Raw genomic sequence first — 22,574 nt, forward strand, 5'->3', positions numbered from 1 at the left:
ACCCGCTTTTCCCATACAAGCAAGGGCGGGCGTTAATTTCTGTTTACTTCATCCCGAAGCGTGACGGATCGGCCACGCAAGCTTCTCTTTATCGTAAATGAACGGTTAAAGCGAAGCAATCATCTTCCCGCTTTATCCAAAGCGGGCAGTAATGTCGTTCCATGTGGTAAAGACCATCAAAGTCAATACGATAGCGAAGCCGATGCGGAAGGCGATCTCCTGCGTCCGGGGGCCGAGCGGGCGTCCCCGCACCGCCTCCACCGCGTAGAAAAACAGGTGGCCTCCGTCGAGCACCGGAATGGGCATCAGGTTCAGAAGACCGATGGACACGGACAGAACGGCTGCAAGCTGAAGTAGAGCGGATACGCCGATCGAGGCCATCTGTCCCGATGCCTGGGCCACCCGGATCGGACCTCCCAGCTGGTCGGCCTTCATGTGGCCCGTAATCACGCTGCCGAGATAGCTGAAGGTGCTCGTCACGATATTCCAGCACTCGCGGGTGCCCTGAACCACCGCTTCCGGTACCGAATACTGCACCATGCGGAACTTGCCGGCCTTGTCGTCGGTCAGGATGCCGATCTGTCCGACCTCGGTCTTGTTTCCAAAGCCGTCGGTGATTTCCTTCCGCTCGGGCGTGATGGCGACATCGACAGTCGCGCCGTCCCGCCTGAGGGAGATCGTCATCGGGATTTCCGGCCGGACGCTCACGTAACGGCGCACGTCCTCGAAGGTCTGGACGGGATTGCCGTCTATGGCGAGCAGCAGGTCACCCGGCTTTACCCCTGCCCGCTCTGCGGCACTGGCCGGAGCGACGCTGGCCACCACAGGATCGGCGACCGGTCGGCCGTAGATGGAGAAGAGCGTGGCGAAGATGACGATGGCGAGCAGGAAATTCGCGATCGGCCCTGCGGCAACCGTTGCCGCACGGCGGCCAAGCGTTGCGCCGGCGAATGTGCGCCCCCGCTCCTCGGGCGAAAGCCCCTCGATTTTCTGAAGATCGGGCCGGCTTGCGGCGTCCTCGTCACCGTAGAACTTCACGTAACCGCCCAGCGGAATGAGCGATATCTTCCATCGCGTGCCATGGCGATCCGTCCGGCCGATCAGCTCGGGACCGAAGCCGATGGAGAAGACCGACACGCCGATCCCCGACCAGCGGCCAACGAGGTAGTGACCCATTTCGTGAACGAAGACGAGCAGCGACAGAATCAGGATGAACGGCACGATCTCGCCAGTCACGGAGCCAAAGAGTCCTGCCAAAGCCGTCATTCTCTGTTATCCCTAAATTAGAGAGGGCTCAATCCGAGAAGGAATGTGCCGACCGAACATTGCGCGCAGCTTGAGAAGGCATGGGCCACGCTGGAAAGAAGAAACGCCGCAAAGCAGGCGAAAACAAGCCCGTCGACCCGGTCCATAACGCCGCCATGCCCGGGGATGAGCCTGCTGGAGTCCTTCACGCCGAATCGCCGCTTGATGAAGCTCTCGAAGAGGTCGCCCACCTGGCTGAATACGGACAGCACGACGATCAGGGCCCCGGTATGGAGATTGGCCGAACCGCCCGCAAGAGAAACGGCCAAAAGGCCGAGAACGAGGGCGGCGGCGGTTCCGCCGGCTGCACCGGACCAGGTCTTGCCCGGCGAAATGCGCGGCGCAAGCTTGGGCCCGCCGATGGCGCGTCCCACGAAATAGGCAAGAATGTCCGTGGCCCAGACGATGGTGAAGAGAACGAGCATCGCCTTCAGCCCGGTTCCGTCACTGCCCCGGATGGAGGCCAGCGACAGAGCGGAAAGTCCGGCATACACCACGCCGCCGGGAAGCCAGCCCGTCCCCTTGCGCATCGCCATGTAGGCAACGGCAAGCAGCGTGAAGGCAAGAAGCAGTGCGCTTGCGAAGGAGAGAAAGCCGAAGAGGATCGCAACTGCCAGGATGGCCTGGGAGGCCCATGCCAAGGCAAAACCCACCCGGTCCGCCTCCCGGAGGCGCGTCATGGTGGACCACTCCCAGAAGACGAGAAGTCCGATGGCCACTGCCAGCAGCCGGAAGGCGAAGCCGCCGAGCCAGGTGGCCAACAGCACGCCAGCCGCCATCACGATGCCCGACTGGATCCGCAGACGCAGTTCTTCACTCATCACTCACCCGCAAGGATCGAGGCCGGCGTCAGGCCGCCGAAACGGCGCTCCCTGCCCGCAAATTTTTCAAGCGTTTTCAGGAAAAGGTCCCGGTCGAAATCCGGCCAGTACTCGGGAACGAAGACAAGCTCCGAATAGGCGGCCTGCCACAGCAGGAAGTTGGACAGGCGCTCCTCGCCGCTGGTGCGGATGATGAGATCGGGATCCGGAATGCCGGCGGTATCCAGATGAGCGTCGATCAGCTCGGGCGTCACCGCTTCCGGTGCTATCTCCCCGGCCGCGATACGCCGGCCGATCGCACGCATGGCACGGGAAATTTCATCGCGCGAGCCATAGTTGAAGGCGATCACCAGCGTCAGCGCGGTATTCGCCTTCGTGGTTTCCTCCGCCTCGAGCAGAAGCGGGAGGATGTCGCTGCGCAGGTTTTCGCGCTCGCCGATGATGCGGATGCGGACGTTCTCGCGATGCAGGTCGGCAAGGTCGCGCCGGATGAAGGCCTTCAGCAGGCCCATCAGGTCCGTTACCTCCGCTTCCGGACGACGCCAGTTCTCCGAGGAGAAGGCAAAGAGCGTGAGGTAGGAAATGCCGATGTCGCCAGCAGCCCGCACGACCTCGCGGACTGCCTCCACGCCCTTCTTGTGCCCCATGGTGCGCGGCAGGCCACGCGCACGTGCCCAGCGGCCGTTGCCATCCATGATGATTGCAACATGCCGGGGCACGTTGGTGTTGCTAGGGTCGGCCATGGGGTATCCGTCATGATACAGCAGGATGATTCCGGAAAACCGAAATCAGACCTGCATGATTTCCTTTTCCTTGTCCGCAAGCAAGCGATCGATGTCGGCAATCGACTCGTCGGTCATCTTCTGCACCTTTTCCGAGAGGCTGCGGCTGTCGTCCTGGCCGATCACGCCGTCCTTTTCGGACTTCTTCAGCGTGTCCATGCCATCGCGGCGCACGTGGCGAATCGCAACCTTGGCCTTTTCGGAGTATTCATGCGCAACCTTGACCAGCGACTTGCGGCGCTCCTCGTTGAGCTCCGGCAGCGGAATGCGCAGGTTCTGGCCGTCGACGATCGGGTTCAGCCCGAGGTGGGATTCGCGGATGGCGCGCTCGACGGCGGAGACCATCGACTTGTCCCAGATCGATACGGAAAGCATGCGGGCTTCCGGCACGCTGATGTTCGATACCTGGTTCAGCGGAACGCGCGAACCGTAGGCTTCGACCGTGATCGGATCGAGAATGTTGGCCGAGGCGCGGCCGGTACGCAGCGACGCGATATCGCTCTTGAAGGCGGAAATGGCGCCATCCATGCGGCGCTTCAGTTCCTTGAGGTCAACACCATCACTCATTGGTCAACTCCGTGCTTGATCTGTCCTTGGCCCGGACGGGCGCTGCCTTGCGGCGGGTTGGGCGATTATGCATCGCCCGGAATGGTCATCGAGAGGCTCAGTTATCCGTAACGATCGTCTTGCGTCCACCGCCATTGAGGATATCGACGAAGCCGCCCTCCTCGTGGATGGAGAAAACGATGATCGGAATGGCGTTTTCGCGGGCGAGCGCGACGGCAGCGACGTCCATCACAGCCAGGCCCTTCTCGAGCACCTCGCTGTGGGTCAGCTTGTCGAAGCGGGTGGCATCCGGCACCTTCTTCGGGTCGGCGGAATAGATGCCGTCGACCTGGGTACCCTTGAAGATCGCCTCGGCGCCCATTTCGGCGGCGCGAAGCGCTGCGGCGGAATCCGTCGTGAAGAAGGGATTGCCCGTGCCGCCGGCAAAGATCACCACGCGGCCGAGAGAAAGATGATGCAGCGTGGCGCGCTGGGAAAAGCTTTCGCAGATTTCCGGCATGGCGATTGCCGAGAGCACCACCGTGTCGATGTCGAGCTTGCGCAGCGATGTGGCAAGCGCAAGCGCATTGATCACGGTCGCCAGCATGCCCATGTGGTCGCCGGTCACCCGATCGCCGCCCTTGGATGCGACGGCCACGCCGCGAAAGATGTTCCCGCCGCCCACGACGACGCCCACTTCGACACCCATACGCCGCGCCCTGGCGATATCGGAGGCAATCCTGTCCGCAACCGCCACATCGATCCCGAAACCCTGGCTGCCCATCAGAGCTTCGCCGGAAGCCTTCAGAAGAACGCGCTTGTATACAGGTTGGGCCGTCATGGTTTCTCCTTGTGGTTCATCGAATGCCCGATACACGAAGGGCACCGCGTTGTCACGCGATGCCCCCTGTTTTTCCAGCGTCCGGTTAAGGCATTCGCCTCATCCGGCCCATGCCATGCATCAGCCCTTGGCGGCTGCGGCAACTTCGGCTGCGAAGTCGGTTTCTTCCTTTTCGATGCCGTCGCCGAGAAGCAGGCGGGCCATGCCGACAACCTCGATCGGTGCGCCGACAGACTTTTCAGCTTCCTTGACGGCAGCAGCAACGGTCAGGTCGGGGTTCATGACGAAGGCCTGCGACAGCAGGGCGACTTCCTCGAAGAACTTGCGCATGCGGCCTTCGACCATCTTCTCGATGATGTTGTCCGGCTTGCCCGAAGCGCGGGACTGCTCGATGAACACGTTGCGCTCGCGCTCGGCAACGGCGGCGTCGACGTCTTCCGGACGCAGGGCGAGCGGGCTGGTTGCTGCAACGTGCATGGCAACCTGGCGGCCGATGGCGTTCAGGGCTTCCTTGTCGCCGGTGGACTTCAGCGCGACGAGAACGCCGAGCTTGCCGAGGCCGTCTGCAACGCCGTTGTGGATGTAGGTGGCGACCACGCCTTCATCGACCGAAAGAGCGGCAGAGCGGCGCAGGTTCATGTTTTCGCCGATATGGGCGATGGCGTCCTTGATGGTGTCGGCAACGGACTTGCCGGAGGACGGGTAGGTCGCAGCCGAGATGGCGTCGACGGTGCCGTCAGTGCCGAGAGCAACGTTTGCAACGCCGCGGACGAGGTCCTGGAAGGCATCGTTACGGGCAACGAAGTCGGTTTCGGAATTGACTTCGACGACAACGGCCTTGTTGCCGGCGGAAGCAATGCCGATCAGGCCTTCGGCAGCGGTGCGGCCGGACTTCTTGTCAGCCTTGGCGATGCCCTTGGCGCGCAGCCAGTCGATGGCGGCTTCCATGTCGCCATTGGTCTCGGCCAGCGCCTTCTTGCAGTCCATCATGCCTGCGCCGGTCTTTTCGCGCAGGTCCTTTACCATTGCCGCAGTTACGTTGCTCATTGTCTGCCTCTTGTCGGTTCAAACGGCGCCGGCCTCAAGCGGAGCGGGCACCTCGAAGGATGGGGAGCTATCCCCCTGAATTGTAACATCGTGATGAAACATCACGGGAACTGGAGCCCGGAGCGCTCCCGGGTGCGGGAAAGGCCCGCCCCTGAAATGGCGAAGGCCGCTGAACTCATCTGTCGCAACGGCCCCAACCACATTCCGTTCTGAACCGGGCGGTTGCCCGCCCGGCCAGGATCACGCCGATCAGGCGTTTGCTTCTTCCAGAGCCGGCTCGACCGGAGCTTCGGCGGAGGCGCCGATGTCACGGCCTGCAGCGCCCTGCTGGCGTGCGATACCGTCGATGGCCGCGCGGGCGATCAGGTCGCAGTAGAGCGAGATGGCGCGCGAAGCGTCGTCGTTGCCGGGGATCGGGAAGTCGATCGCATCGGGATCGCAGTTCGAGTCGATGATGGCGACGACCGGGATGCCGAGGCGCTTGGCTTCGTCGATCGCGATCTTTTCCTTGTTGGTGTCGATGATGAACATCAGGTCCGGGGTGCCGCCCATGTCGCGGATACCGCCGAGAGCCTTTTCCAGCTTCTCGCGCTCGCGCTCCAGGTTCAGACGCTCCTTCTTGGTGAAGCCGGAGGCTTCGGAGTTCAGGATCTCGTCGAGCTTGCGCAGGCGCTGGATCGAGTTCGAGATCGTCTTCCAGTTGGTCATCATGCCGCCGAGCCAGCGGGAGTTGACGTAGTACTGGGCCGAACGCTTGGCAGCGTCAGCGATGATGTCGGAAGCCTGACGCTTCGTGCCGACGAACAGAACGCGGCCGCCACGGGCAACGGTGTCGGATACGACCTGCAGGGCGCGCGACAGCATCGGAACCGTCTGGGCGAGGTCGATGATGTGGATATTGTTGCGGTCGCCGAAGATGTACGGCTTCATCTTCGGGTTCCAGCGGTGCGTCTGGTGGCCGAAGTGGACGCCTGCTTCGAGCAGCTGGCGCATGGTGAAATCGGGCAATGCCATGCCTCTAACTCCTTTTTCCGGTTGAACCTCCACGGGGTGAACAGTCCTGCCCTTCCGGACCGGACCACCGGCGGAAACATCAGGATTTCTCCCTGACATCCCCAACCCCGCGTGTGGAATGCGCTGCCCTTATCGCCGAACTGCCCAAATTGCAAGGGCCGGTGCCGATTTTTACGGCGCCGCGCTGCCTACTTGCAGGCGTCCGGCGGCAGGATGTCGAGCTTCGTGAGCTTCCCGTTCAGCACATAGTCGCTGTAATCCATGGTCAGGTCGCGAATGACGCCATTGCCGTAGAGCTTGAAGGCCATGCGGTATATAGGCGGTGCGTCGGCGGCCTTGCCCTCGTTGAAATAGGCGATCGTCACCGGCCAGAACTCGCTGCCGGCGAGCGGGCTAGCATGGGCCAGCTCCGGATCGTCCCCCGCAGCCTTGCCGGGCTTCCCGATCACGGTTGTGGCCAGGAGTGTCTGATCGGCAGTGTCGCTGCCATCGAAAATGCGCGATTCGAACAGGAACTTCCCCTCGCGGGCGCTTTTCAGCACATCCATCATGTGCTCTGTCGGAAAGCGTCCGCCATCGAGGTCAACCTCGCGCTTGTCCGGCCGCTCCAGCGAGACCTTGATGCGCCCTGCCCGCTCGACCGCATCGCCGGACACTTCCTTGTCCAGCTGCTGGTCGGTGAAGGACTTGGTGTTGAAGCGAAAGGTGCGGCTGTTGAGGTCTTCGTAGGTGGTCGTCTGCTGGTCCGAGAGGCGCTTTTCCTCGCCCGTATCGATCTGCGTCACGAAGCGGAAATTGGTGGTGTAGCCGGCGCAGGCCGATCCCCTGAACTCATAGACCATCCGGCCATAGATGCCCGCAATACCGGCGCGCTCGTTGGCTTCCCTGAGTGTCAGATCGTAGACGGCACGGTGCGGCACCAGGTCTTCGGGCTGCCCGGCGGCTGCGGCAACAGGCGATGCCATCGCGGTGACGATCAGTACGGCGGCGAGGCGCGACCGGAACATACACTCTCTCCCGTTCCGCAGGGCGGGCCCTGCGCATGCAAGCGCCGGCTCGGCCAGCAGCGGTTCAGGGCATTCCATATCACTTTATGACGCGCCGTGAACGCCCTGACACTTGAAGCGCGTCATAATCTCTTCTTTAAATCGAATCCGAATTGCAAGCCCCATGCGGGCAGGCGGCATCCGCCGCTCCCTGCCATGGACCACTCAACAGGAGCCTTTTCATGTCCGATTCCATCCAGGCGCGCCTCAAGGAGCTGGGGATCACGCTGCCCCAGGCCGCGGCACCGGCAGCGAACTACGTCCCCTACGTCATATCGGGCAACATGCTCTATCTCTCCGGCCAGCTGCCGATCGAGAACGGCGCCGTTGCCGTGACGGGGCTTCTCGGTCGCGACGTCGACGTGGCACGCGGACAGCGTGCAGCCGAGCTGTGCGCCATCAACATCCTCGCGCAGGCGCAGGCGGCGCTCGGCGATCTCTCGCGCATCAAGCGCATCGTGAAGCTGAACGGCTTCGTGGCGTCCATGCCGAACTTCGTCGAACAGCATCTCGTCATGAACGGCGCGTCCAACCTGATCGCCAGTGTTCTTGGCGAGCCGGGCAAGCATGCGCGCGCCGCTGTCGGCATGGCTTCCCTGCCACTGAACGCCGCTGTCGAAATCGATGCCGTGATTGAAATCGCATGAGCAAGAACATCGCCTGGCTGACCGCGACCCCCATTGCCCATCGGGGCCTGCACGATTCGAACCGGGAGGTGTGGGAAAACACCCTGTCCGCCTTCCGGCGGGCAATCGATGGCGGCTTTGCCATCGAATGCGACCTTCAATACGCTTCCGATGGCGTGCCCGTCGTATTCCATGACGACGACATGGAGCGGCTTTGCAAGATCCGGGGCGATGTGCGCCAGCGGACCTCCGCCGAGCTTGCACTGCTTTCGGTGGGCGGCACGGCCGACCGGGTGCCGACGCTGAAGCAGCTTCTGGATCTGACCGCCGGCAGGGTTCCGCTGGTTCTCGAGCTCAAGGGTCGCAAGGATGACGACGACGGCTTCGCAGCTTCCGTGCTCGAGGTGCTCGAAGGCTACGAAGGGCCGGTCGCGCTGATGAGCTTCGACGTTTGGCTGCTCAAGGACCTGAAGGAGCTGGACGCGCCCTATCCCGTGGGACTGACGGCCGAGGGGACCAGGCCGGAGGAGTTCTTCGCTCACGACGAAGCGATGCATCTGGGTCTGGATTTCATTTCCTACGCCTATGAGCACCTGCCGAACAGCTTTGTCACCGCACAGAGACAAAGGGGCATTCCCGTGATCACCTGGACGGTGCGAAATGACACGGGCGCCAGCCATAGTTATGCCCATGCGGATCAGATAACATTCGAGGGATTCGATCCACGGGCGACCGCCACTGCATGAGCGAAGACTATACCATCCGCGCCATCCGTTCTTTTTCCGAAGTCGACCCCGAGGGCTGGGGCCGACTTTCGGGAGCGATGCGCGGTGGGGATGGTGCCTATAATCCTTTTGTCTCTCACGCCTTTCTGTCTGCACTGGAGGAATCGGGTTCGGCGACGGCCCGAACGGGCTGGATGCCCCATCACCTGCTGCTCGAAAATGACAGGGGCGACCTTCTCGGTGCCCTGCCCTGCTACCTGAAAAGCCACAGCCAGGGCGAATATGTATTCGATCACGGTTGGGCAGATGCCTTTGAGCGGGCCGGCGGACGCTACTATCCCAAGCTGCAGGTGTCTGTGCCCTTCACGCCCGCGACCGGGCCGCGTCTTCTGGTTCGCCCCGGGGAAACGGCTGTGGCCGGCCGGCATGCACTGGCCGCCGGGCTGAAGGAGATTGCCCGCAAGCTCGGCGTTTCCTCCGCCCATGCCACCTTCGTCAACGAGGAGGACCTCGCCGTCTTTCTCGACGAGGGCTATCTTCACCGGACAGACCAGCAGTTCCATTTCCTGAACGAGGGCTACGAGAACCACGACGCCTTCCTCGAGACACTGGCCTCGCGCAAGCGCAAGGCACTGAAGAAGGAACGGCGCGCCGCGCTGGAAAACGGCATCACGATCGACTGGCTCACCGGAAAGGACCTCACGGAGGATATCTGGGACCAGTTCTTCGCCTTCTACATGGATACCGGCAGCCGGAAGTGGGGCCGCCCCTATCTCACCCGCCAGTTCTATTCGCTGATCGGCGAGCGGATGGCAGACGATATCCTGCTGGTCATGGCCAAGCGGGGCGGTCGCTACATCGCCGGCGCGATCAATTTCATCGGCGAGGAGGCACTTTACGGCCGGCACTGGGGCTGCATCGAGGATCACCCCTTCCTGCATTTCGAGGTGTGCTATCATCAGGCGATCGATTTCGCCCTCTCAAAGGGCCTGAAGCGGGTCGAGGCCGGAGCGCAGGGCGAGCATAAGCTCGCGCGCGGCTACGTTCCCGTGACCACCCATTCAGTACATGACCTGACCCATCCCGGACTTCGCCGCGCCGTTGCGGATTATCTCGAGCAGGAGCGGGAACAGGTGGCCGAGATGGCAGAGATTCTCAGCGAACATACGCCCTTCCGCAAGGGAGAGCGGCAACAGGAAGACTGATGTCACCGGCAGGTGACCGCGCGAACAAGGAGAGGCCGATGCCGAGCCCGGATTACGACAAGAACAACATTTTTGCGAAGATCCTGAGGGGCGAGATTCCTTCGGTGCGTGTCTACGAGGACGAGCACACCATTGCCTTCATGGATGTCATGCCACAGGCGCCCGGCCACGTGCTGGTCATTCCGCGCGAGGGATCGCGCAATCTGCTGGATGCCGATCCGGCGGTTCTCTCCCGCACCATCCCCGTCGTCCAGAAGCTCGCCAATGCCGTGAAGGAAGCCTTCGAGGCGGATGGCGTGTTCATTGCGCAGTTCAACGAGCCTGCGGCAGGCCAGACGGTGTTTCACCTGCATTTCCATGTCATTCCACGCCACGAGGGAGCTGGGCTGAAGCCGCATGGCGGCAAGATGGAAGACGGCGCCGTGCTTGCCGCCCATGCGGAAAAGATCCGCGCTGCCCTTGGCAATTCCTGACCGCCACCGCCACCTCTGCCCCGCGCCCCAGGGCGCGGGCGCTCTTCCGCGTCAGACCTGGCCCATCCACCAGAGGCCACCGACCAGAAGCGCCTCCCCGGCAATGACGCCGCGATAGACCTTCCGCCCCGCCTTCAGATAGACCGCGAAGCCAAGCACCATGGCCGCAATGCGCAACCCGATGGGCGATGCCGCCAGCACGCCTTCCGGGTAGAGCACGAGCTTGGCGATGACCGCTGCCACCAGCGCGGTCGCCAGGGTTCGGGCGAAGACGAGGAACGGGCTTTCCTCGCTGATGTGGCCTGCGAGCCAGACGCCCATGAAGCGCCAGATATCCGTCGGCAGCCACCCTGCCAGCAGGATGAAGACGAAGGGCCACCAGGGGTGATCGATGGAGGTGAAGCTCATGTCCTGCCCCTCCGCGCCAGCCAGCCCGCGCCATAGGCGAGAATGCCGCCGGTTATGCCCGTCAGCAGGATGTCCATCTCCGGTGCCAGCCAGTGGAAGACGGGGGTCAGCGCCAGCCCGATGCCCATGGCGAAGTGGCTTTCACGCTCCCGCGCGGAGCCCCACAGGGAGAACAGGAAGTAGAGTGGCGTGATGAAGATAAGCGCCGCCGCAAGCAGTGGCGGCAGCCGGTCCGCGATCTCGAAGGTAACAGCCACCAGCACGAGGTTGACCACCAGAAATGTCCCGCCCATGCCGCCGAAAAATGCGGTCCGGCAGGTTTTCGGGATGACCCGGAACCGTTCGAGCGCCATGACCCAGGCAGTGATCGCCACGAAATGGGAGAGCAGGTACAGCGTCAGCTTGCGCGTCTTCGGGGTGCGCATCTCGGGCAGGATCGCCACCGCCATGGGCAGCAGCCGGATGGAGGACAACGCCACCGACAGCGCCGCCGTGACGATCGACGCCTTCGACAGAACCGCGCCCACCAGCACCACATTCGCCGGCAGCGCCCATATCGTTCCGGCCATGAAAACGGTCTCGGCCAGGGTGAAGCCGGCATCGCGGCAAAGCCCGGCAAAGCCGACAAAGGCAAACATCAGGATGAGCGACGGGATGGTAGCGACCTGCGCCACACCCCGCCAGAACCAGCGCCATGCTTCGGCGCGATCATGCATGTCTTCGGTCATGGCTGCGGGGGATTGTGCTTCTCTGGATTGGGTGTCGCCGGACCCTACGCTCCGGTGTTTCGCATCGCAACAGGGAATGTGCGGAGCCGTGTGGGCGATGCCGGGCGTGTGGTCGACTGTGATGGACTGCCCTTTGCCCGGGGAGATGTCCCGGCATCATTTCGGCGAGAGGGAACCACACACCCAAAAGCTCGCCTGCCAACAGAGGAGCTGGCCGCGCGCTACCCGGCAGACAGTGTCGCCGCCAATGAAAAAGGCGGCCCCGGAGGGCCGCCTTGAGGTCATTTCTTCTTGGGCACCTTCGGCACCGAACTGCGCTTCGCCTTGGGTGACGGCTCTTCCGTAACGGAAGGCGCCTCGGCGGTGACGAGTTCGGCCTGCTTCTTGCGGGCGCGGGCCGATTTCGGGCTTGCCACCTCGGCTTCGGGCTTCGGCTTGACGGGGGCCGTGTCGGGTTCGGAAACCAGAACAAGGCCGGTCTTGCCATCCGAATCGGGACCGGTGGAGACATGCACGACGCCGCCCTTCTTGAGCTTGCCGAAAAGGATTTCCTCGGCGAGCGGCTTCTTGATGTGCTCCTGGATGACGCGAGCCAGAGGCCGGGCGCCCATTTTCTCGTCGTAGCCGCGGGTAGCCAGCCATTCGACCGCATCCGGCTTCACGTCGAAGGTGACGTTGCGCTCGGAGAGCTGGGTTTCCAGCTGCATGACGAACTTGTGGACCACCTTGTGGATCACTTCCGTCGGCAGCGGCGCGAAGGCGATGGTTGCATCGAGACGGTTGCGGAATTCCGGCGTGAACAGCCGGTTGAGTGCTTCCGTATCTTCGCCGGTTCGCTTGGACGAACCGAAGCCGATGGCAGCCTTCTGCATTTCCGACGCGCCCGCATTCGTGGTCATGATCAGGATCACGTTGCGGAAATCGATCTTCTTGCCGTTGTGGTCCGTCAGCGAGCCATGATCCATGACCTGCAGCAGGATGTTGAAGATGTCGGGATGCGCCTTCTCGATTTCGTCCAGCAGAACCACGCTGTGCGGATGCTGGTCGACACCATCGGTAAGCAGGCCGCCCTGATCGAAGCCGACATAGCCGGGAGGCGCCCCGAGCAGGCGGGAAACCGTGTGCCGCTCCATGTATTCAGACATGTCGAAGCGGAGCAGTTCCACGCCGAGCGAGCTTGCAAGCTGCTTGGCGACTTCCGTCTTGCCGACGCCCGTGGGGCCGGAGAAGACGTAGCAGCCGATGGGCTTGTTCGGTTCGCGCAGGCCCGCACGGGCAAGCTTGATCGAGGTCGCGAGCGCCTCGATGGCCTTGTCCTGACCGTAGACCACCGAGCGCAGGTCCTTCTCGAGGTTGGCGAGCACCTGCTCGTCATCCTTGGAGACGGTCTTCGGCGGAATGCGAGCCATGGTGGCGATCGTGGCCTCGATTTCCTTCTCGGTGATCAGCTTGCGCCGCTTGGAGGCGGGCAGCAGCATCTGTGCGGCACCGGTTTCGTCGATCACGTCGATCGCCTTGTCGGGCAGCTTCCGATCGGAGATGTAGCGGGCCGAGAGTTCCACCGCGGTCTTGATCGCCTCGTTCGAATAGCGGAGCTTGTGATACTCCTCGAAGTAGGGCTTGAGCCCCTTCATGATTTCGATGGCATCGGGAATCGAAGGCTCGTTGACGTCGATCTTCTGGAAGCGCCGGACAAGCGCCCGGTCCTTCTCGAAGAACTGGCGGTATTCCTTGTAGGTGGTCGAACCGATGCAGCGGATCGCTCCTGACGAGAGCGCCGGCTTCAGCAGGTTCGAAGCGTCCATGGCGCCGCCGGAGGTGGCACCGGCACCGATGACGGTATGGATCTCGTCGATGAAGAGCACGGCGCCCGGATATTCCTCGAGTTCCTTCACCACCTGCTTGAGCCGCTCTTCGAAGTCGCCGCGATAGCGGGTACCGGCCAGCAGCGTGCCCATGTCGAGCGAGAAGATCGTGGCGTCCTGAAGGGCCTCGGGCACCTTCTTTTCGATGATGCGCTTGGCCAGACCCTCGGCAATCGCCGTCTTGCCCACGCCCGGATCGCCCACATAGAGCGGGTTGTTCTTCGAGCGGCGGCACAGCACCTGGATCGTACGGTTTACCTCGTCGTGACGGCCGATGAGCGGATCGATCTTGCCGTTCTTGGCCTTCTCGTTGAGGTTGACGCAGTAGGCCTTGAGCGCCTCGGATGTCTTCTTGGCGCTTCCTTCGTCCTGCTCGCGGCTCGGCTTGGATTCGCTCTCGCCCTCTTCCGCCCCGCGCGGGGTGCGGACCTGGGACGAGCCCGGACGCTTGCCGATGCCGTGGGAGATGAAATTCACCGCATCGTAGCGGGTCATTTCCTGCTCCTGCAGGAAATAGGCCGCATGGCTTTCACGCTCCGCGAAGATGGCAACCAGGACATTGGCCCCGGTCACTTCTTCCCGGCCCGACGACTGCACGTGAATGACGGCACGCTGGATGACGCGCTGGAAACCGGATGTGGGCTTGGAATCCTCGTCGTATCCCGTCACCAGGTTGGAAAGCTCGTTGTCCACATAGGCAGTCAGCGTTTTCCGCAGCGCGTCGAAATCGACATTGCAGGCTCCCATGACGGCGGCCGCGTCGGGATCGTCCATCAGCGCCAGCAGCAAATGCTCGAGAGTGGCATATTCGTGGTGCCGCTCGTTTGCATAGGTCAGGGCCTGGTGCAGCGCCTTTTCCAGACTAGGAGAAAATGTTGGCACGTTCAGATCCTCACTTCTTTTCCATGACACACTGCAAAGGATGTTGATGCTGCCGGGCGAAGTCCATGACCTGGCTGACCTTCGTTTCGGCCACCTCGTAGGTATAGACCCCGCATTCGCCAACACCGTGGTTATGCACGAGAAGCATGATCCGTGTCGCCGCCTCGCGGTCCTTCTGGAAAAAGCGTTCCAGGATGTGGATGACGAATTCCATGGGGGTGTAGTCGTCATTCAGGAGCAGAACGCGATAGAGATTCGGCTTTCTGGTCTTCGGTTTCGTTCGGGTGATGACCGAAGTTCCGCGGCCGGGAACATCCCCGTCGCCCTCGGAGTCGCCCTGCATCAGGACCTCATGCACCTTCATCGTCTTCAATTCCCACTTCATGGCTGCTCGCAATCCTCAGCCACCTATACTTAGTATTGTCGGGACTGATTTTAAGCCCCCTGCTCCACACTGCAACGACTATTCATCCTGCCTCATCAGAATTGAAGCATGAAGCCTGCGTGAAGGTGGCGTGACGAACGGAACGGTCAAAAAACAAACGGCCGCGCATGGGTGTGCGCAGCCGTTCGAAACGAAATGGATGGCGAGAAGACCGTCAGGCAGCGTTGACCGCCTGGGCCGGAACCGGGGTAACCGGTGCAGCCTGGGCCGGCTTGCCCGCGGGCTTCTTGGCCACCGGGGCCTCGAAAGGCTTGTAGGCCGTACGGGCGAGATCGACATAGAGCTCGCCAAGCCGGGTCATGCTGGCAACGGCAGCCTCGTAGGACGTGCGCATGTAGGACATGTTGAGGTCCAGCGCGGCCTCCGGCGTCTTGACCGAGGACAGCGCCTCGACATGCGCAACGCCGTCCATGTAGGCCTTCTTCGAAAGATCGGCTGCCTCGGTCGCAAGCGTCTGGTATGCCTTGGTGATATCGGCGTAGCTCTTCAGCATGCCGTCCATGACTTCCTTGCCCTTGAGACTGGCTTCATCGAAATTGAACATGTCGGCACCTCCTACGGTCGATCTGGATGGATACCCGAGGATAATGCGCCGCAGCAAATCGGTCAATGCCTGTTGTGCAATGCACAAGTCCGCTTCGGCTGACTCAGTCGAGATCGACGTCGAGGATTGCCATCGAGAAATTGTAGGAGACGTCGCCGTCTTCGTCGTCGCGGTAGATGACGCCCAGGAACTCTTCACCGAGATAGACTTCACCGCTGTCGTTCTTGCGCGGGCGCGCCTTGACGACGAGGTTCGGGTTGAGCGTGCGCTTCATGTAGGCGTCGAGCTTCTTGATTTCGTCGGGTTTCACCGGGTTCTCCGTTGCTGTTTTACCTGAAAGTGCGCTGCTTGTGGCAGGCCGGGAAGCGGCTGTAAAGCCGCAAGGCATGGCCATAACAGCAAAAGGCCGGTGTTGCGCACAGGCGCCACCGGCCCGATCTCTGTGTGGCGGAGGTCAGTCCGCTGCGTTGATAACGTGATCCATGGAGCGTGCGGGCTCCGAGCAGCCGGCCTCGCCGACCACCTTCGCAGGAACACCGGCCACCGTTGTTTTCGGCGGAACCGGCTTCAGCACCACCGAACCGGCGGCGATGCGCGAGCAATGGCCGATCTCGATGTTGCCGAGGATCTTGGCGCCGGCACCGATCAGCACGCCATCGCCAATCTTGGGATGACGATCGCCGGATTCCTTGCCCGTGCCACCGAGTGTCACGCCCTGGAGGATCGAAACGTTGTCGCCGATCACGGCCGTGCTGCCGACCACGAGGCCCGTCGCATGGTCGAGGAACAGGCCGCGACCGACGCGGGCCGCGGGGTTGATGTCCGTCTGGAACACGCTCGAGGCGCGGCTCTGGAGATAGAGCGCGAAGTCCTGGCGTCCGCGCTTCCACAGCCAGTGGGCCAGCCGATGGGTCTGGATGGCATGGAAACCCTTGAAATAGAGAACCGGCTCCATGAAGCGGGTGCAGGCCGGGTCGCGGTCGTAGACCGCCTGGATGTCGACGCGCAGGATGGCGCCCCATTCCGGCCAGTCGGACAGCATCTCCTCGAAGGTCTGGCGCAACAGCACCGCCTGCATGTCCGGATGATCGAGCCTCTCGCAGATGCGATAGATGACACTGTCTTCAAGAGACCGGTGATTGAGAACGGTGGAATAGAGGAAGGCTGCGAGGATCGGGTCATTCTCGGCAGCGGCGCGCGCCTCGTGCAGCATCGTGTCCCAGATGGGATCGATGACCTTCACCTGCTCCTTATGTCGGATATCGCCAACGAAACCCATGGTCGGACTCCTCTTCAAACGGCCGGCCGGAACGACTAGAAGGCTCAAGTATAGGACAGTTCGCGCCTGACTTAAATGGGGGATCGACGGATCATGGCAAGCGAGTTCGCATCCGGCATGCTGAAAGCATCGGTCGAGGACCATATCGGAACACTGTTTCTCGACAATCCACGGCGAAAGAACGCGGTGACCAAGGCCATGTGGCAGGCCATTCCGACGGCCGTCACCTGGCTTTGCGCGGAGGCCGGCGCCCGGGTGATCCTCGTCAGGGGTGCCGGCGCAACCGACTTCTCTGCAGGCGCCGACATATCCGAATTCGGCGAGGTGCGCCGCGATGCCGCAACGGCTCGCCTGTACGAGGCGGAAAACTCCGCTGCCTTTGCCGCCCTGCGCAATGCCCCCGTTCCCGTCATCGCCGTCATTCGCGGGATCTGCTACGGCGGTGGCTTCGGCCTTGCCGCCGCAGCCGATATCCGGCTTGCCGATACCACGGCGCGTTTCTGCGTTCCGCCGGCAAAGCTGGGGCTGGCCTATCCAGCCGATGCGGTGGGCGACATCGTGCGCGCGCTCGGCGACCAGATTGCCCGCTTCGCGCTCTTTACCGGCGAGGTGCTGCTGCCCGAAAGGCTGGTGATGAGCGGCTTCCTGCTCGAGTGCCTCGGGCCGGAACGGCTGGAGGAAACGGCCTTCTCCATCGCCGCGACAATCGCCACGAATGCCCCGCTCTCCGTGCGGGCATCGAAGCTTGCCGTGCGCGGCACCGGCGATCCCTCCGGCATGCTGCTTTCGGAGGCAGCCGCGCTTGGGGCTGCGACCTTCGACAGCAAGGACTATGCGGAGGGAAGGCAGGCCTTTGCAGAAAAGAGAAAGCCGCAATTCACCGGCCGGTGACAAGCTGGGCTTAAGGTCTCAGTGCTGGCCGTAGAACTCCAGCACGGCATGCTTGAAGACCTTGTCTCCGACAGCGAGCATGTGGTCGCGCCCCGGAATGTCCACGGCGGTCGCATGGGGCATCAGCGCAGCAAGCTCGTGCGGGGAGCCGGCAATATCGTCCTTTGTGCCGACAGCGATGAGCGTCGGCATGTCCAGTCGCGCCGCCGCCTCGCGGGTCACCAGTTCGCGGGACGTCTCGATGCAGGCGGCAAGCGCCTGCCGGTCGCTCTTCGTCTGTTCGGCGAATGCGCGGAACATGCGGCCGCGGGCATGGGTGACATCGTCGAGCGAGGGTGCGCGCAGCGCATCGGCAATCGGATCCCAGTCGCCGACGCCGTCGACCATGCCTATCCCGAGACCGCCGAAGACCAGCGTGCGCACCCGCTCCGGACGGGCGAGCGCCAGGAAGGCCGAGATGCGCGCGCCCATGGAATATCCCATCACATGCGCCTGGGATATGCCGAGATGATCGAGGAGCGCCACCGCGTCGGAGGCCATGACGGCCGGGTGATAGGCGGCGGGATCATGCGGCTTGTCGCTGCGCCCATGGCCGCGATTGTCGATGGCGATGACCCGGTAGCCGGCGTCGCCGAGCGTCTTCAGCCAGCCGGGATGCACCCAGTTGACGAGCGCGCTCGAGGCAAAGCCATGAATGAGCAGCACCGGCTCGCCGGAAGGATCGCCCTCGTCGAAGAAGGCGAGCTTCAGCCCGTCATGGCTGAAATCGAGGAAGTGCGGCGCGTTGAGATGCATGCATTCGATTCCCTGGAAGAAAACCCCTGCCCTCCCATAACCCGAACGGCGAGTTTGGAAAACCGCCACGGAAGAAACCCGTTCATCCGCTGTCGAAAAGGCCGTATCTGCGTCGACATGGCTCTACCCTTTCGCCACAAAGCGGATTAAAGAGAAGCCAAGAAAGTCAACTGATCGCGGAGAGTCCCATGGCTGGCCATCACATTCCTCACTTCCAGAACGACGGCGGGCACCGCCAGATCGAAGTGGGCGTGAAGGAATTCATGTGCACCGGCGCCTCCGCTCCCTTCGACCATCCGCACATCTACATCGACATGGGCGACGAGCAGGACAAGATCTGCCCCTACTGCTCGACCATGTATCGCTACAACCCGGCCCTGAAGGCGAACCAGACCAACCCTCCGGGCTGCGTCTTCCACGTCAAGGCCGCCTGAAGACGCGCCTTCGGGCGCTGACGAGGCCAACATGCCTGTACAATCGGTTGCCATCGTGGGCGCCGGCATTGCCGGACTTGCCCTTGCGCTTTCGCTTGCCCGCCGGGGCATTTCCTCAGAAATCCTCGAACAGGCGGAGGAATTGAGGGAAGTGGGCGCGGGGTTGCAGCTCTCTCCGAACGCAACCCGGGTCCTCGAAGCCATAGGCCTTCTCGACGACCTGCGCCGCAAATGGACCGAGCCGCAATCCGTCGACCTAGCCTCCGGGCTTTCCATGAAGCGGCTGGTCAACATTCCCCTCGGCGAGGCTGCCGTAGCCCGCTGGGGTGCACCTTACGCGGTCGTCCATCGAGCGACGCTTCAGGGCGCCCTCTTGCAGGCCGTACGCCGCGAGCCCCTGTGCCGATTGCATCTTGCCACCCGCCTTCAGCCGAAGACTCCCGCCGACATCGCCCGCCATTGCCTGACCAAACCCGATGTCGTGGTCGGCGCGGACGGCGTTTGGTCGCAGACCCGCAATCTGGTTCCCGGCGCGCCGAAGAGCCGCTTTTCCGGCAATGTGGCATGGCGGATCGTGGTGCCGTTCGCCAAGGCCCCGGCAGAACTTCCTAGGGAGCGTGTGACGGCCTTCATGGGACCGGGCGCGCATCTCGTCTGCTATCCTCTTGCCGATGCGGGCGGTTTCAATCTCGTGGCGATCACCGGCGGTTTCGATCCCGGCGAGACATGGGAGGCGCGCGCGGAAAGCGGCCGGGCGATCGCGCTGCGCGATCTCTTCGGCCGTTGGCATCCGGTGCTGTCGTCGCTGATGGGCCGCGGCGAAAACCTGCTCTACTGGCCGCTCTGCCAGGCGACGGACGGTGCCTGGCACAACGGCCGCGACACGGTTCTCCTTGGCGATGCAGCGCATGCCATGATGCCGTTCATGGCCCAGGGCGCTGCGAGCGCGCTGGAGGATGCGCTCGTACTGGCGGAGGCTCTTGCCACCCTGCCCGCGCCGGAAGCACTGCGCGCCTTCGAGGAAAACCGCAAGCCTCGTGCCATGCGTCTGAAGGAAAGGGCTGAGTTCAACCGCCGGGTCTACCATGCGGCAGGTCCGCTGCGGCTCGGCCGCGATCTCGCGCTGTCGCTCAGGCCGGCGAGCGCCTTCGTCCGGGATCTCGACTGGATCTACGGCTACCGCGCCGGCCTTTGAGCCGTCTCAGGCCGCGCGGGCGGCGGCAAAACCCTTTTCGAGGTCCGCCTTGAGGTCCTTCACGTCCTCAAGCCCGATCTGGAGGCGGATGAGCGGCCCATCGGTCGGGCCTTTGCAGATGCGGCGATCGCCCAGATAGACATGCACCGCCAGGCTTTCGTAGCCGCCCCAGGAATAGCCGAGCCCGAAATAGGTCAGCGCATCCAGGAAGGCCTGTGCCTTGCGGGTATGGTCCTCCGGCTTGTCGGCCTTCAGCACGAAGGAAAAGACGCCGCTCGCTCCCTTGAAATCCCGCTTCCAGATGTCGTGACCGGGGAAGGACGCGAGCGCCGGATGCAGAACACGGGCCACGTCTTCGCGCTGTTCGAGCCACTCGGCCACGGCAATCGCACTTTCCATGTGGTGTGCCAGGCGCACCCCCATGGTGCGCAGCCCGCGCAGGATCTGGTAGGCATCGTCAGGCGAACCGCAAAGGCCGAGGTCGCGGTTTGCCGCCTCGATCCGCCCCCAGGTCTCGGCGTTGGCCGAAACCGTGCCCATCAGGATGTCGGAATGACCGGACGGATACTTTGTTGCGGCATGGATCGAGATATCGACACCGTGGTCGAGCGGACGGAAGAACAGCGGTGTCGCCCACGTGTTGTCCATGGTCACAACGCAGCCATGCTTCTTGGCAGCCGCGGCGGTTGCTCCGATATCCTGCATTTCGAAGGTATTGGAGGCCGGGGCTTCCAGATGCACCAGCTTCGTGTTGGGCCGGATGAGTCCCTCGATGCCCGCGCCGATGGCCGGGTCGTAGTACTCGGTCTCGATTCCCATCCGCTTCAGCACGTTCTCGCAGAACCGGCGGGCCGGCGCATAGACCGAATCGACCATCAGCATGTGGTCGCCGGCGGAAAGGCAGGCGAGGAACGGCAGCGTCACGGCCGCGAGGCCGGAGGGCAGGATGAGCGTGCCTGCCGAGCCTTCCAGCTCGTTCAGCGCATCGCAAAGCGCATCGGTGGTCGGCGTGCCATGGGTTCCGTAGGTGTATTTCTGCCCCTCGCTGCGCATGGTCTGCGCTGTCGGAAACAGGACCGTGGAACCGCGCTGTATGGGAGGATTGACGAAGCCGTGGCGCTCCGAAGGCTGCGGCCCGATATGCGCCAGCCGCGTATTGATGCCGATATCCTGTCCCTTTTCAGCCATGTGCTAACCCCTTGTCTTTCCGGATAGGAGGTTGTGGCAAGTCGCGCGGCCCGCGGTCAACCCATCCGCGCCCGGTCTGTCCCCAAATATTGTGATGGGAGAAGCAGCATCTTTGATGTTTTGTTAACCTGCGACCGGGCGTGGTTCGATGCTGAAATTCGCAAAAATTACAAGGAGATGACAGGGAATACAGCTAGGAACGCCTGTTCCCTGTGCGTCATTTGCGGGGTTTCGCCCGTCACACGAGACTTGACCCAGACTGCATTTCTGAATGTGATAGCCATTCCCGCACCGTACCAGAAGCGGTGCGCCGCCTCCGGGCAACCCATGACGACAACAACAATATCAGAGGGATGGAACATGAAGAAAACGCTCCTTACCGTCGCGCTTGCCGCCGCTGCCGGGTTCGGCGCTTCGGCCGCGTCTGCGGACACGCTTGATAACGTCAAGCAGAAGGGCTTCGTCCAGTGCGGCGTGAACAACGGTCTCGCCGGTTTCGGCTCGCAGGACAGCGCCGGCAACTGGGCCGGTCTCGACGTGGACTTCTGCAAGGCCGTTGCGGCTGCCGTTTTCGGCGATGCCACCAAGGTGAAGTACACCCCCCTTTCCGCGAAGGACCGTTTCCCGGCGCTGCAGTCCGGCGAAGTGGATCTTCTGGCCCGCAACACCACCTGGACCATCAGCCGCGACACGCAGCTGGGCTTCAACTTCCGCCCGATCAACTACTATGACGGTCAGGGCTTCATGGTGAAGAAGAGCCTGGGCGTGAAGTCCGCGCTGGAACTTTCCGGCGCCGCCGTCTGCGTGCAGACCGGCACCACCACCGAGCTCAACCTCGCCGACTACTTCAAGTCCAACAAGATGGAATACAAGCCCGTCGTGTTCGAGAAGCAGGAAGAGGTCGACGCAGCCTATGACGCAGGTCGTTGCGACGTCTACACCACCGACCAGTCCGGCCTTTACGCGATCCGCCTGACGCTGAAGCAGCCCGACGAGCATGAGATCCTGCCGGAAATCATCTCCAAGGAACCGCTTGGCCCGGCCGTCCGTCAGGGTGACGACAAGTGGTTCGATATCGTTTCCTTCACCCATTACGCCATGGTGACCGCCGAGGAATTCGGCATCACCCAGGCCAACCTCGACGAAATGCTGAAGTCGGAAAACCCGGACATCAAGCGCTTCCTGGGTGAAGAAGCCGAGTCCACCATCGGCAAGGATCTGGGGCTCGACAACAAGTGGGCCTACAACGTGATCAAGGCTGTCGGCAATTACGGCGAGTCCTTCGAGCGCAATGTCGGCCAGGGCAGCCCGCTCAAGATCGCCCGTGGCCTGAACAACCTCTGGAGCAAGGGCGGCCTGCAGTACGCCCCTCCGATCCGCTGATCCGTCGGCAACGGCTGACAACAGGGCATCCGGCGCATGCGCCGGGTGCCGACCCTGAAGAAGAACAACCCGCAAAAGGGTTCAAAGGGGGCCTGTCAAGGCAAAC

General features: G+C 62.7%; 25 protein-coding genes. 8 read left to right on the forward strand and 17 right to left on the reverse strand.

The genetic code is table 11. The features are described from left to right. Positions 1-132: 132 nt before the first annotated feature. The 8 genes from rseP to GGR23_RS10485 form a co-directional block, all read right to left on the reverse strand. Positions 133-1,266 (reverse strand): RIP metalloprotease RseP, encoded by a 1,134-nt coding sequence (gene rseP / locus GGR23_RS10450; protein WP_183366211.1) that lies wholly within the window; start codon positions 1,264-1,266, stop codon positions 133-135. Positions 1,267-1,283: 17 nt separating this feature from the next. After that, complete coding sequence (locus GGR23_RS10455) at positions 1,284-2,126, reverse strand: phosphatidate cytidylyltransferase (RefSeq protein WP_183366212.1); 843 nt, start codon at positions 2,124-2,126, stop codon at positions 1,284-1,286. After that, positions 2,126-2,869, reverse strand: a complete 744-nt coding sequence (locus GGR23_RS10460; protein WP_183366213.1) for an isoprenyl transferase — start codon at positions 2,867-2,869, stop codon at positions 2,126-2,128. The genes GGR23_RS10455 and GGR23_RS10460 overlap by 1 nt, the downstream gene beginning before the upstream one ends. Positions 2,870-2,914: 45 nt before the next feature. Next, positions 2,915-3,475, reverse strand: a complete 561-nt coding sequence (frr, locus tag GGR23_RS10465; RefSeq protein ID WP_183366214.1) for a ribosome recycling factor — start codon at positions 3,473-3,475, stop codon at positions 2,915-2,917. Between the two features lie 97 nt (positions 3,476-3,572). After that, positions 3,573-4,295, reverse strand: coding sequence for a UMP kinase (gene pyrH / locus GGR23_RS10470; protein WP_183366215.1), 723 nt, complete (start codon positions 4,293-4,295; stop codon positions 3,573-3,575). Between the two features lie 120 nt (positions 4,296-4,415). After that, on the reverse strand, positions 4,416-5,342 hold the full coding sequence (gene tsf, locus GGR23_RS10475; RefSeq protein ID WP_183366216.1) for a translation elongation factor Ts: 927 nt from the start codon (positions 5,340-5,342) through the stop codon (positions 4,416-4,418). A 249-nt stretch (positions 5,343-5,591) separates the two neighbouring features. Beyond that, complete coding sequence (gene rpsB, locus GGR23_RS10480) at positions 5,592-6,356, reverse strand: 30S ribosomal protein S2 (protein WP_183366217.1); 765 nt, start codon at positions 6,354-6,356, stop codon at positions 5,592-5,594. A 188-nt stretch (positions 6,357-6,544) separates the two neighbouring features. After that, positions 6,545-7,363, reverse strand: coding sequence for a cell envelope integrity EipB family protein (locus GGR23_RS10485; RefSeq protein ID WP_183366218.1), 819 nt, complete (start codon positions 7,361-7,363; stop codon positions 6,545-6,547). Between the two features lie 221 nt (positions 7,364-7,584). Here GGR23_RS10485 and GGR23_RS10490 point away from each other — a divergent pair, with 221 nt between their 5' ends. Genes GGR23_RS10490 through GGR23_RS10505 form a run of 4 tightly spaced genes read left to right on the forward strand, consistent with a single transcriptional unit; the run spans position 7,585 to position 10,431 of the window. Further along, positions 7,585-8,049, forward strand: a complete 465-nt coding sequence (locus tag GGR23_RS10490; RefSeq protein ID WP_183366219.1) for a RidA family protein — start codon at positions 7,585-7,587, stop codon at positions 8,047-8,049. After that, a complete protein-coding gene (locus tag GGR23_RS10495; RefSeq protein ID WP_183366220.1) occupies positions 8,046-8,774 on the forward strand; it encodes a glycerophosphodiester phosphodiesterase in 729 nt (242 codons plus the stop codon). Before GGR23_RS10490 ends, GGR23_RS10495 begins: the two co-directional genes overlap by 4 nt. After that, positions 8,771-9,958, forward strand: a complete 1,188-nt coding sequence (locus GGR23_RS10500; RefSeq protein ID WP_183366221.1) for a GNAT family N-acetyltransferase — start codon at positions 8,771-8,773, stop codon at positions 9,956-9,958. The genes GGR23_RS10495 and GGR23_RS10500 overlap by 4 nt, the downstream gene beginning before the upstream one ends. A gap of 38 nt (positions 9,959-9,996) precedes the next feature. After that, positions 9,997-10,431 (forward strand): HIT family protein, encoded by a 435-nt coding sequence (locus GGR23_RS10505; RefSeq protein ID WP_183366222.1) that lies wholly within the window; start codon positions 9,997-9,999, stop codon positions 10,429-10,431. A 51-nt stretch (positions 10,432-10,482) separates the two neighbouring features. Here GGR23_RS10505 and GGR23_RS10510 read toward each other — a convergent pair whose 3' ends face one another. The 7 genes from GGR23_RS10510 to cysE form a co-directional block, all read right to left on the reverse strand. Next, on the reverse strand, positions 10,483-10,839 hold the full coding sequence (locus GGR23_RS10510; RefSeq protein WP_183366223.1) for an AzlD domain-containing protein: 357 nt from the start codon (positions 10,837-10,839) through the stop codon (positions 10,483-10,485). Beyond that, the gene (locus tag GGR23_RS10515; RefSeq protein WP_246365206.1) at positions 10,836-11,567 is read right to left on the reverse strand and encodes an AzlC family ABC transporter permease; all 732 of its coding nucleotides are present in this window, start codon (positions 11,565-11,567) and stop codon (positions 10,836-10,838) included. Before GGR23_RS10515 ends, GGR23_RS10510 begins: the two co-directional genes overlap by 4 nt. A gap of 281 nt (positions 11,568-11,848) precedes the next feature. Next, a complete protein-coding gene (gene clpA, locus GGR23_RS10520) occupies positions 11,849-14,314 on the reverse strand; it encodes an ATP-dependent Clp protease ATP-binding subunit ClpA (RefSeq protein WP_183366224.1) in 2,466 nt (821 codons plus the stop codon). A gap of 10 nt (positions 14,315-14,324) precedes the next feature. Continuing rightward, on the reverse strand, positions 14,325-14,678 hold the full coding sequence (gene clpS, locus GGR23_RS10525; protein WP_183366388.1) for an ATP-dependent Clp protease adapter ClpS: 354 nt from the start codon (positions 14,676-14,678) through the stop codon (positions 14,325-14,327). Between the two features lie 235 nt (positions 14,679-14,913). Next, positions 14,914-15,303, reverse strand: a complete 390-nt coding sequence (locus GGR23_RS10530) for a phasin family protein (protein WP_183366225.1) — start codon at positions 15,301-15,303, stop codon at positions 14,914-14,916. Positions 15,304-15,406: 103 nt separating this feature from the next. Next, complete coding sequence (locus tag GGR23_RS23200; RefSeq protein WP_183366226.1) at positions 15,407-15,613, reverse strand: DUF3126 family protein; 207 nt, start codon at positions 15,611-15,613, stop codon at positions 15,407-15,409. Positions 15,614-15,757: 144 nt separating this feature from the next. Further along, positions 15,758-16,582: a serine O-acetyltransferase gene (cysE, locus tag GGR23_RS10540; protein WP_183366227.1), complete on the reverse strand. Its 825-nt coding sequence runs from the start codon at positions 16,580-16,582 to the stop codon at positions 15,758-15,760. A gap of 93 nt (positions 16,583-16,675) precedes the next feature. Between cysE and GGR23_RS10545 the strand changes: the two genes are divergently transcribed. Continuing rightward, a complete protein-coding gene (locus GGR23_RS10545; RefSeq protein ID WP_183366228.1) occupies positions 16,676-17,473 on the forward strand; it encodes an enoyl-CoA hydratase-related protein in 798 nt (265 codons plus the stop codon). An 18-nt stretch (positions 17,474-17,491) separates the two neighbouring features. Here GGR23_RS10545 and GGR23_RS10550 read toward each other — a convergent pair whose 3' ends face one another. Then, positions 17,492-18,268 (reverse strand): alpha/beta fold hydrolase, encoded by a 777-nt coding sequence (locus GGR23_RS10550; protein WP_183366229.1) that lies wholly within the window; start codon positions 18,266-18,268, stop codon positions 17,492-17,494. A 188-nt stretch (positions 18,269-18,456) separates the two neighbouring features. Here GGR23_RS10550 and GGR23_RS10555 point away from each other — a divergent pair, with 188 nt between their 5' ends. After that, on the forward strand, positions 18,457-18,702 hold the full coding sequence (locus tag GGR23_RS10555) for a zinc-finger domain-containing protein (protein ID WP_183366230.1): 246 nt from the start codon (positions 18,457-18,459) through the stop codon (positions 18,700-18,702). 31 nt (positions 18,703-18,733) lie between these two features. Next, on the forward strand, positions 18,734-19,897 hold the full coding sequence (locus GGR23_RS10560; protein ID WP_183366231.1) for an FAD-dependent monooxygenase: 1,164 nt from the start codon (positions 18,734-18,736) through the stop codon (positions 19,895-19,897). Positions 19,898-19,903: 6 nt separating this feature from the next. Here the strand turns inward: GGR23_RS10560 and GGR23_RS10565 are convergent, their stop codons facing one another. Then, positions 19,904-21,085 carry a cystathionine beta-lyase gene (locus GGR23_RS10565; protein WP_183366232.1) on the reverse strand — a complete coding sequence of 394 codons (1,182 nt, stop codon included), beginning with the start codon at positions 21,083-21,085 and terminating at the stop codon, positions 19,904-19,906. Positions 21,086-21,445: 360 nt separating this feature from the next. Between GGR23_RS10565 and GGR23_RS10570 the strand changes: the two genes are divergently transcribed. After that, positions 21,446-22,468, forward strand: coding sequence for an amino acid ABC transporter substrate-binding protein (locus GGR23_RS10570; protein WP_183366233.1), 1,023 nt, complete (start codon positions 21,446-21,448; stop codon positions 22,466-22,468). Positions 22,469-22,574: the final 106 nt, after the last annotated feature.

Origin of the sequence: Gellertiella hungarica, from assembly GCF_014197145.1 — a bacterium.
In the GTDB taxonomy this organism is placed as follows: domain Bacteria; phylum Pseudomonadota; class Alphaproteobacteria; order Rhizobiales; family Rhizobiaceae; genus Gellertiella; species Gellertiella hungarica.